Here is a 10561-nt window from a genome sequence, read left to right as displayed (position 1 = left end):
GCCCGTCACCCGGTCGATCATCAACAGCATGGGATCGGCCAGCCGGGCACCCGCGCCGAAGAACTCGTCCGGGCGGGCATGTAGGTCGACGACCGAAGCGTCGCAGGGCAGCTCCAAGAGGTAACGCTGATCTTCCGTTACGGGAAGCCCGTTTTGGTGCTGCAACGCCTCGTGGGGAAAGTATCCGAACACCGTCGTGAACGTGTAGACGGGTCCGTCGTCCGCCTCGATGTGGCCGTCGAAGCTCACGATGATGGTTCCACCCGCCTGGGCGACGTTCGTCAGCGAGACTTTGGTGCGCACCGTACCGGTCGAGGGCGTGATTTCCCGGTGCTGGGTGCCCGTCCCGTCGAGGTTGCGGAAACAGAGATCCACGTCGTGGTCCAGCGCGCAGCCGACATAGGTGGCGAGCCACCCGCACGGCTGAAGAGCCACCTCCATGAGGACTGCGTTGGGAACCGTCGCCGTCCCGTTAGCAGTGAAATACCAAGCGTCGCTGGGAACGTCGTACTCCACCACGGCCCGGGCACCGGACTTCTTCACGCCGATCTCGCCCACCACGTCGGTTACCCGGGACATGAAGTGGTAGGGCGGAGCCGGCAGCCTGGCCACCTTTCGGTGCGAATCGAATTTCTCGTAGAGGGGGCCAAACGCCATGGAAGGCTTAGCGATAGCGCTGGACAGCATCGACTTGTAGTCGAACCGGAACCCATCGGCTTCGGCGACCGGCTTGGGTTCGACGTAGCCTTTCAGCTCCTCCGCGCCCAGATCCATCGGCCAGCCGGGGGAGAGTTTGAGTCCCATCCGGACGCAGTGGAACGCCGCCAAGCCGTCGACCGTGCAGAGCAGATCGGCGAACAGCGTGGGCTCGGGGCCGGCGAGGACCTCCCGCACGAACACCTCGTAGACCAGCTCGCGCGACTGCGGGGTGACCTGTCCACGGCAGCGCAACTTGTAGGTCTCGAACGGCACCGGTTCAAACCGCCACCCATCGCATTCCAGCGTCATGCCCAGGGCCGTCATGTAGATCGCCATGGTCTGCATCGTCGCCTCGTACATGAGGGTACCGGGCATGCACGGGTCATTCTTGAAATGACCGCTGAAGAACCAGCTTTCGGGCGTCACCCGCGCGGCGGCGCGCAGATAACCACGGCCCCAAGGCCCGCCGGAGAACTCCAGGTCGGTCACCTCGTCGACGAACAGCATGCTACCGCCCGAGATGCGCGGCGTGCGGGTGTGGCTGGCTCCGCGTTCGAAGCCGCTACCCAACGTCTGCCAGACCTGGCCCGCCGCCAACGCCTCGAGATCGGCGCGACTCAACGACGTGCGCGACGTTGGCGCCGACGTGATTTCCATGGGGCCTGTGACGGTCTCATCCTCGGGGCGCCAGAGGATGCCGCCCGAGGCCGCCAAGTCCTCGTCGGAGAAGAACCCGGCCTGCCCATTGCGTATCGACATTCGTTCGACACCGTCGATCGTGCAGTCGTAATGAAAGAAGAACAGGCGGATGTCGCCCTGGCGGGCGTGGCCGTCCACGTGGATGTCGAAGCGCAGGGTGTCGCCGATCTCCGGCAGGCCACCGAGGTAGGTCACCTCGCAACCCAGCAGGCGATACACCCGCTCGCCTTTGTTGGCGAAGTCGGCGCCCATCCAGGAGATGAGCATGAGGTCCGCCTGCCCGGCTTCGATCATGATGCCGGCCGGCATCCGGCCCTGATGGAGCCACCACGCATCGGCGGTGACATCGGTTTCGGTCCACAGGGTTCCAGTGCCGATTGTCGCCGGCTCGGCGTCAATGCCCAGTAGGCGATCCGCCAGCAGCAGAGGGGGTTCCGGCATCCGGACCTGCCGAAGGTAATCGTCTTGCACGGCGAATTGCGGGCCGTAGATGTCGGAGATCTTGCCCGAAGCGTGTACCCGCAGTCCGTCCTTGTCCAGAGCGAGGCCCACCGGGGCGCGCTTGACTGTCGGCGTCGGCAAGCCCTTGCCGGCGGGCCGCGGCGGCTGGATCGCCCTGCAGGCTGCGTTGTCGGTTGCGTCCTGGTGCACAGCATCCACAGCGGCGCCATTAAGCTGCGGTGTGAAACCGCGCGGTGCAGAGCCGTTCTGGGTGCGGTGGAGGTCGACGGCATACGCAATCGACAGCGGCTCGGGCGGAAGCTGCGCTAGCAGGGCTTCGCCCAACGAGACCCGCGCCAACGCCTCGTCGGCTTTGGGCAGTGTCGGCGGAACGGGGAGGCGTGACGCCATTAGCGGCTCCGGTTGATCAGCGGTGCTCGGGAGCAACACAGCGGGCAGATGAGCGGGGAATTGTCGTCGTGTGAACTTCTCCGGCGGGGGCTTCACGCTCGCGGGAAACGGCCTGTGTTCGGCAGCGGCCGGCACCAGCGCAATGCGCTGGGTCTGGCCGGCCAGCGCGTTGAGGGTGACGACGACCCGCTTTTCCGATTCCCATGGTGTCCCATCAGGCCGCACGCGGAGCAGGCCATAGAGCACGCCGGCGGCTACGTGCAGCAGCCCGGATGCGGCATGCGGGTGGCCGAGAAGGCGGGAGAGGTTGAACGCTCCGGGCGCAGACCCCAGGTGCAGGCAATCACCGACCGGATTCTGGTCGGCGGGCAGGGTGGCAAGTACCGTGTCGCCATCACGACGCGCGTCCTCGGAGCGTTTGAGCACCAACACGACCGCGGCGTCACCGGGCGTTTGCTCGTCAGATCCCAGCAACGCGCGAGCTGCGGCTTCGTGCACCGGTTCGCAGCTGAGGTCCACCGCGCCCACCACGGCCGCGTCGATTTCCTCTCGCCGCAGCGCACGCGCGGCCAGTTCCAGCGCTGTGCTGCCGGAAAGCTGCTCCCTGGACACGGTGAAACTCGGCCCACGCAAATCGAATTGACTGTTCAACCGGTTGGCCACGACATTGGGCATGGCGCCGACGACCCCCGCGGCGGTCAACCCGTGCACGACGCGGTCGCGGGCCGTCGCCAGTTGCTCGGGATCGTCGATCTCGTCGGCCATCCGCCAGCGCACGCCGAATCGGGTCACCTCCGCGTCGCAACCCATCCCCACGACGACGCCGGTCGTCTCCGATGGCAGGCGTTTGATCAGGTCACCGATGTCGAGGGCGGCAGCGAGGAGTGCAAGTTGCTGGGGCTGCGTCTGGCTGAGATCGACAGGGGGGAAGCGGGTTTCAGCGAGATCGAGGAAGATATCGGCCATCCGTGCCCGGTGGACCCCGTCGCCGTCACAGCTGGGAATCGGCTGGCATGTCCTCAAATGGTTTGCGACCGAGGCGGTTTCGTGTCCGCCCACCCGCAGCGCCAGCCCGACGATGGCGATGTCGTCGGCAGCCGGGGAACTCGCCACCGGCCGCCCCGGCAGATGGAGCGCCCCGGACGACTCGGGCCATTCCTCGAGGACCAGGTGGGCGTTATTGCCGCCGAAGCCGAAGTTATTGATCGCGGCGCGGCGTGGCCCATCGCATTCCCAGGGCTCGGCGTCGGTGAGCAACCGGAACGGGGAGTCGGCGAGGAACGGCACCGGGTCTTCGGCGTGCAGCGTCGGCGGGCGTAAGCCTGCCCGCATGGCAGCGAGTACTTTGATGGCTCCCGCTGCGCCCGAGGCCGTGATGGCATGCCCCAGGTTGGACTTCAGCGATCCGATGGGGACGTTCTGGGCACCCCCGAAGATCCGGGTCATGCTCATCAGTTCGACCAGGTCGCCGCGTGAAGTGCCGGTCGCGTGGCACTCGACGAGTGAAATATCTTGCGGCGCAAGCTCGGCCATCTCGTACGCGCGCCTCATCGCGCGCTCCTGCCCTTCCTGGGAAGGTACCAACAGGCCGCCGCTCCGGCCGTCGTTGCTCAGACCCACCGCGCGGATGACGCCGAGGATGCCGTTGTCGTCGGCGATCGCGTCGTCCAGCCTTCTCAGTACCAGACACGCCGCGCCCTCGGCGGGCACCAGCCCGTCCGCGTCGCGGTGGAAGGGCCGCGACCTCCCCGTACGGCTGAGCGCCTGCAGCGCGGTGAAGCCGACGTGCAGGAGCAGGTCGCTCGCGCCGTTGACGCCGCCGGCCACCATCACGTCCGCCGTGCGGTCGTGGAGCCGATCGCACGCCAGCTTGATGGCGTACAGCGAGGAGGCGCATGCGGCGTCGAGGGCGGTGGCGCCTGCGGTCAGGCCCAGCGCGTCGGATATCAGATGGGCCGGTAGGCCGGACATGAAACGGTTACGCCAATCGATCCCGTGATTGCCGCCACGCCAGACCATTTCGGCCAGATCCGTCATCGATTTCGTGGGGTAACTCAAGTTGCCGAGGACCACACCGGCGGCACCGGGGATTTCACCGGGGGACCAGCCCGCGCTCTGGACGGCTTGCCGGGCCGCCTCGGCGGCCCACAGGTACAGCGGATCGAGGCCCTGCAAGTGCTTCGGGTCGAGCAGGAAACGGTGGGGGTCGACGACCGCGTCAAAGCCGCGCACGTGTCCACCGCGATCCGTCCAGGCATGGTCGAGGACGGGGTGGCGCTGCCCCCCTCCGGTTATGCGCGTCGTCGATACGCCCCAATGCCCGGGCGGCGGCGGGCCGAGGACGTCGCGCCCGTCGCGCACGGTCGCCCACAGCTCGTCGGGGTTCAGGCCGCCGGGAAGGACGCAGCCCTGACCGACGATCGCGATGGGTTCAAACTTCACGGCGGTTCTGCGGCATCATCGGATCAGCTGCCGTACGGGAACAACTCGAGTCGTTTGAGGCTGGCGACCAGCAGATTGTCCGTGTCGACCAGGTCGAGGTCGCAGACCGCTCGGTTGTTCTGGGCGTCGCCGTTGGAGAGCACGCACCGAAGTCCGTCGCCCAGCGGGCCGTCCTGGTAACGCACCACCTCGCCGAGCCGCAGCGGCAGCACCGTGCGGCCAAGCCGTTCGAAACTCCAGATCAGGGCCAACTGGAGACAGCCATCGAGCGCAGCCGGATCCGTCGCCCAGCCTTCGCCCGGCCAGCCCGCCGCCGTCACTCCCCGCAAGCATGCCGTGGCGCTGGTGTCCCAGCAGTCGACGCTGTCGATCACCTGGAATGCGGGGCCGTGAAATAGCGCACCGCCGCGGTAGCAGGCTTCGCGGCCGAGCCGGCCACTGCGCGGTATCGACGTCGAGAGGCTTGGGATAACCGTTGAGCCCGAGCCCGTTTCGATGGTCGCGGAGTAATAGGCAGCTGATTCCGAACTATCGGTCAGCGTGCACACCAACCGGTCCGGCTGGCCTTCCAGCGGCGCGCAACGCACCAGCATCGGGTCGCCGTGCCGTTCGAAGTCCTGCAACGTCACGCCCCGAAGCACCTTGAGGTCGATAAGACGATTGACGCGCTGTCCGGGCCGGCACGCTTCGGTCATCCGGACGAACCACTCCAGCGTCTGCGCGACGGGCAGCACCACGTTGTCCTGGATGCGATGATCGATCAGGTACGGCTGACGTGTCACGTGGGCCGCCACCCGCGCAACGCGGCCTTTATCCGGTATCGGATGCGTTGGCGCGCCGGCTGACACACCGCCCCCGACGATCACCTCGCAGAGGTCGGAGTCGCCATCGAGCACCTCGGAGACGAACGCGCGTGCCCCGTCGGCAAGTGGGATCAACGGGATGCCGCGTGACTCGAACATCGCCTTGAGACCCGGTGTGACCATGCCGGAGTCCCATGGGCCCCAGCCCACTGCCCGGACGAGGCAGGATGGGCCGCGCCGGGCCTGCTCGGCCAATGCCACCTTGTTGAGTATCTCGTTGGCCATGGCGTAGTCGCTCTGGCCGACGTTGCCGCTGCGCGCGGCCACCGACGAGAACAGGCAGACAAGCTTCAGCTGGTCGGTGGCCGTCGCGTCCAGCAGTGCACAAAGACCGCCGACCTTCGTCTGGACGACGCGATCGAACCCGTCGAGAGTCTTCTTCTCCAAGGGGGCGTCGGCCAAAACGCCTGCGCCATGGATCAACCCGGTGATGGGCCCAAACTCGGCTCGCACGCCGGCGAGCAAATCGGCGAGTTGCGACGAATCGCGGACGTCGGCAGCGGCGTAGCGCACGCGGGCGCCGGCGTCGTTCAACGCGGCCATCGTCGCACGCACCTCGCGGTCGGCCAGGATGCGTTGTACCTGCTGTTCCAGCTGCCTGGGCGTGGGCTTGAGTCCTTGTGCCGCTGCGCCGGCAAGCAGCGCCCGCTTGAGTTCGGCGTCGGTCGTCAGCCCGCGTGCGGCGGGCGGTTCATCGCCGAGTTCCGTGCGTCCGATCAGGACGAAGCTGGCCCGCGTGTGCTTTGCCAGGGCGATCACCGACGCGGCCGTGACACCGCGGCCCCCGCCCGACACGACGATCACGTCGCGACGATCGATACGCGGCGTGTGCGTGGCAACCGGATGCGCGTCCGCGACGACCGTGACGCGGCCGTGGCTGCTGCCCAAACCGACTTCCAGTTCCGGTCCCCCCGCCAACATCTCCTGTGCGAGGTGTTCGGCGACGCTGATCGGGGAATGTTGCCCGGCCGCGATGTCGATCGCCTTGACCTGCGCCGTCGGCCACTCTTGCGCGACCGTCTTGATGAGGGCGGCGATGCCCGCGGTCCACGCGCGCGGGCCGGGCTCGTCGAGCAGGCCGAAGCTGCCGCCGGTGTCCTGAACGGTGACGAAGACCCCGCCGCGTTCGGAGAACCTGGCCGCGATGCGTTGCGCGTCGGAGAAGATGGTTCGGTTCATGGCCAGTGCGGCGTCCCGCGTGGCTGCCCGGCCCAGGCCGCCGAGGTGGATCACCGCCTGGGCCTCGGTGCTGGGCTCGTCGGTGATGGCCGCTCCGATGCCGTGTGTGCGCAGGATCGCGGCCAGGGCGTTGGCGACGTCGTCGTCTTGGGCGGCAACGATTTCCACGTTCGCAGCGCCGTAAAGGCCCGGCATTCCCATCCCGCTCGCCGGAGCAGCGACCGCCCGTACCGCGTAACGGGCGATCGCTGCTCCGGCCAACTCAAAAGGGAGGCGGTCACCGACCGGTGTGCCGTTGGGCGTGCTGGGATTTTGGAGGTGGTCGACGATTTCTTGGAGGGTGACCAGGGTGGCCATGGTGGTGGTGTCGACGTCGGGGAGGTTGGGGTGGCGTTGTTGGATGGTGGAGAGGATTTCGACGCGTTTGATGGAGTCGATGCCGAGGTCGGCTTCCAGTGCCATTGAGAGGTCGAGCATTTCAGTGGGGTAGCCGGTTTTGTCGGCGACGACTTCGAGCATCTGGGTGATGAGGTTGGTGTCGGCTGCGGGTGGGGGCGGGGTTGGTGTGCCGTTTTGGACCGGTGCTGCTGCGACCGGCGGTGAAGCCATTCCGGTCCGTGACGCCAGGGTCTCGAGAAGTTCTCGCAGTTGGTCGACGCTGGCCTGCAACGTCCCCATTGCGGCGAACATCTGCGCCACCACGTCGGCGGGCACGCCGGACGATGGCGCGGCAGCAGTGCCCGCGCCATGACCATCCCCACTGAGAGCGGCCGAGCTTCCGTTCGGAACCACCGCGGGGGCTACGAACGTAACTGATTCTGGTGGTGCCAATGCGGACTCCGATTCGATGCTGTGCACGTTGTGGTGACTGTGGTCCGCCGATGTCTCGACGTCAGTTGGCCGTTGCAGCGGCTCGTCACTGATCTGCGGCTTTCCATAGTTGGATCCATTGATCTTGAGGGTCAGTTTCTGCTGCTTACGGGTACGGGGGTCGTCGCCAACACGGTAGTCATCCCACAGGCGCCCGAAATCCATGTGGACACCGGCGGCGGCAAGTTGGGCCAGCCCGGTCCACAGCGATCGAATGCCGTTTCGGCCCTTGGCATCCAGCGCGACCGCGCAGTGTTCCTCGCCCTCCAGACACTTGCCGACGAGATTTGTCAGCACACTGCCGGGACCGACCTCGACAAACGTGCGAGCGCCGGCGCGCCACATCGCCTGAATCTGCTCAGCGAACCGCACGGGCGTAGGGATCTGCCCGGCCAGCATGGCCCGGATCGATTGCGGGTCTTCGGGGTACGGCTTCGCCGTGGCGTTGGCGTAGACCGGAATCGCCGGAGCTCCGAACGGAATATCCGCGAGGAAAGAGTCGAACGGAACCGTTGCCGAACTGACGAGTTCGGAATGGAACGCGGTCGCGACGTCAAGGCGCCGCGCGTTCGCCCCCGCCGCTGTGAAGCGCTGAGCGGCCTCGTCGATGGCCGGGGCGTCACCCGATAGCACCACCTGGTCAGGAGCGTTGTGGTTGGCGATCGCCACCGCAAGTTTCCAATCCTCGATGAGCGCACGGACTTTGTCGACTGGAGCCGTCACCGCGCACATCGCTCCATCGCCGGTGGTCGCCGCTTCGGCCATCAGTACACCGCGTCGCCGTGCGATCCGTAGGGCGACGTCGTCGCTGAATACGCCCGCGGCGTGTAGGGCGATGACCTCGCCGAAGCTGTGCCCGCCGACGGCGACCGGCACGATGCCGAGGGCGCGGGTCACGGCAAGCAAACTCAGGCTATGGGCCCCGATGGCGGGCTGCGCCCACTCCGTCTTGGTCAATTCGGCCGCTTGCCCCGCCTGGTCGCGGTCGGTAAACGCCGTTCTCGGCCAGACAACTTGGTGTAGGTCGCGGTCCGCATCCAGGTGGTCGGCGCGGGCAAGTTCCCATGGCGATAAGGCCGGCGGGTACAGCTGTGGGATGTCTGCGCCCATGCCGACGTATTGGCTGCCCTGCCCCGGAAATAGCAGCGCGACCGGTCCCGGACGTTGCGCCGAATAGTAGTAACCCGCCGGCGAGCTGAAAGACGCTGGAACGCGCGGGTCTTGGAGCTTGGCCGCGAGTTCGGACAGTTTCGTGCGCAGGTCCGCAACACTGTCGGCAACCAGAGCCAGGCGATGAGGTTGCGTTGCGTCGTACGCCGACTGGGTGCGGTGCGCGATGTAGGACAGCATGCAGTCGGCATCGACGAGCAAAGCGGACAGATGGGTGGCTTCGTCGGCGAGTGCGGCCGCGGATGGTGCGCCGAGCACAATCAGCTCGCAATCCCAGGACCGGTATCGCGGCGCGCGCCGGCCGGTGCCCGTGTACTCCTCGACGGCGATGTGGAAGTTGGTGCCACCGAAGCCGAACGAGCTGACGGACGCGCGCCGTGGAATGCCCTTGTCGGCCACCCAGGGCTTCTTTTTGGTCGGGAGATAGAACGGTGATTTCTCTATCTCGAGGCCAGGGTTGGGTCGATCGACTTTGATGGTTGGCGGCACGGTTTGATGGTGCAGCGCCATCACGGCCTTGAACAGCCCGCTCGCGCCCGCCGCCCCTTTGGTGTGCCCGATCTGAGACTTGACCGAGCCCAGCGCACACCACTGCAGGTCGGCGCGGCCGGGGGTCGCGAAGACCTCGCGCAGCGCCGAAAACTCGGCGGTGTCACCGGCTTTCGTGCCCGTGCCGTGCGCTTCCACCAGCCCCACCGTTTCCGGGCCGTAACCGGCGGCGGCATAGGCGCGGCGCAGGGCTTTGGTCTGACCGGCCGGGCTCGGGGCATAGATGCTCTTCGCCCGGCCATCCGAGGACGACCCAATTCCTTTGATCACTGCGTAGATCCGGTCACCATCACGCTCGGCGTCGTCTAGACGCTTGAGCGCGAACATCGCCAGCCCTTCGCCTAGCATCGTGCCGTCGGACCGGTCCGAAAACGGGCGGCAGTCGCCGGTGGGCGACATCGCGGTCACCGTGCTGAAGCACTTGAACATGGAGATGTCATTGGTGGCATCCACTCCGCCGGTGATCACCATGTCCGATTCGCCCAGGTAAAGCTCATGGAGGCCCACCTCAATGGCGGCCAGGGAGCTGGCACACGCCGCGTCGATGACGCAGTTCTTGCCCCCCAGATCGAAGCGGTTGGCGATTCTCCCGGCGATCACGTTGCCGAGGAGGCCGGGAAAGGTGTTCTCCTGCCACGGCGTGTATATGGACATCGCACGCTCGCTGATTGCTGAGATCTCACCTTCGGACAGGCCGCCCGCGCGTAGCGCCCGTTCCCAGACCGGCCGTTGCAGGCGGCCGCTCATATGGCCGAGTAACTCGGTGGCGCCGGCCGCGCCGAGGATCACGCTGACGCGTTCACGATCTATGTGTGAGAAATCGCCGCCTGCGGCGTCCTCCAAGAGTTGCTGCGCAACCATCAGCGCGAGCAATTGGGCGGTGTCGGTCGATGGCAGGACGTTCGGCGGGATCCCGAAGTCCATTGGTGAGAACTCGACGTCGGGCAAGAATCCGCCGCGCCGGACGTATACCTTGTCCGGCGTGCCCGGAGTCGGGTCGTAGTAGTCGTCAACACGCCAGTGCGACGGAGGCACCTCGGAGAACAGGTCAGTGCCATCGACGATGTTGCGCCAGAAGCGTTCGGCTCCCGGCGACCCTGGAAGCAGAGCGCTTACGCCGACAATGGCGACAGGAGGATGTTTGGATGCCATGGTCCTCCTCTGTGCATTGTCTGCCCGAACAACGTCGGGCGAAGCGGTTCCATATTTATGGACTGGCCGTCCGGAATTGCTGCATC

The 10561-nt window shown here is 66.6% G+C and carries 2 protein-coding genes; both read right to left on the bottom strand.

What is annotated here, in order from left to right; translation table 11 throughout:
* Positions 1 to 4692, bottom strand: a 4692-nt coding sequence (locus A5695_RS12220; RefSeq protein WP_304442343.1) for a beta-ketoacyl synthase N-terminal-like domain-containing protein, incomplete at its 3' end; no start/stop codon positions are given.
* Between the two features lie 23 nt (positions 4693 to 4715).
* The gene (locus tag A5695_RS12215; RefSeq protein WP_068081696.1) at positions 4716 to 10475 is read right to left on the bottom strand and encodes a type I polyketide synthase; all 5760 of its coding nucleotides are present in this window, start codon (positions 10473 to 10475) and stop codon (positions 4716 to 4718) included.
* Positions 10476 to 10561 lie beyond the last annotated feature (86 nt).

This window comes from Mycobacterium sp. E1747 (assembly GCF_001667775.1).
Classification (GTDB): Bacteria; Actinomycetota; Actinomycetes; order Mycobacteriales; family Mycobacteriaceae; genus Mycobacterium.
The sequence above is the reverse complement of the archived record's forward strand: the minus strand, read 5'-3'. Positions and strand labels throughout refer to the sequence as shown.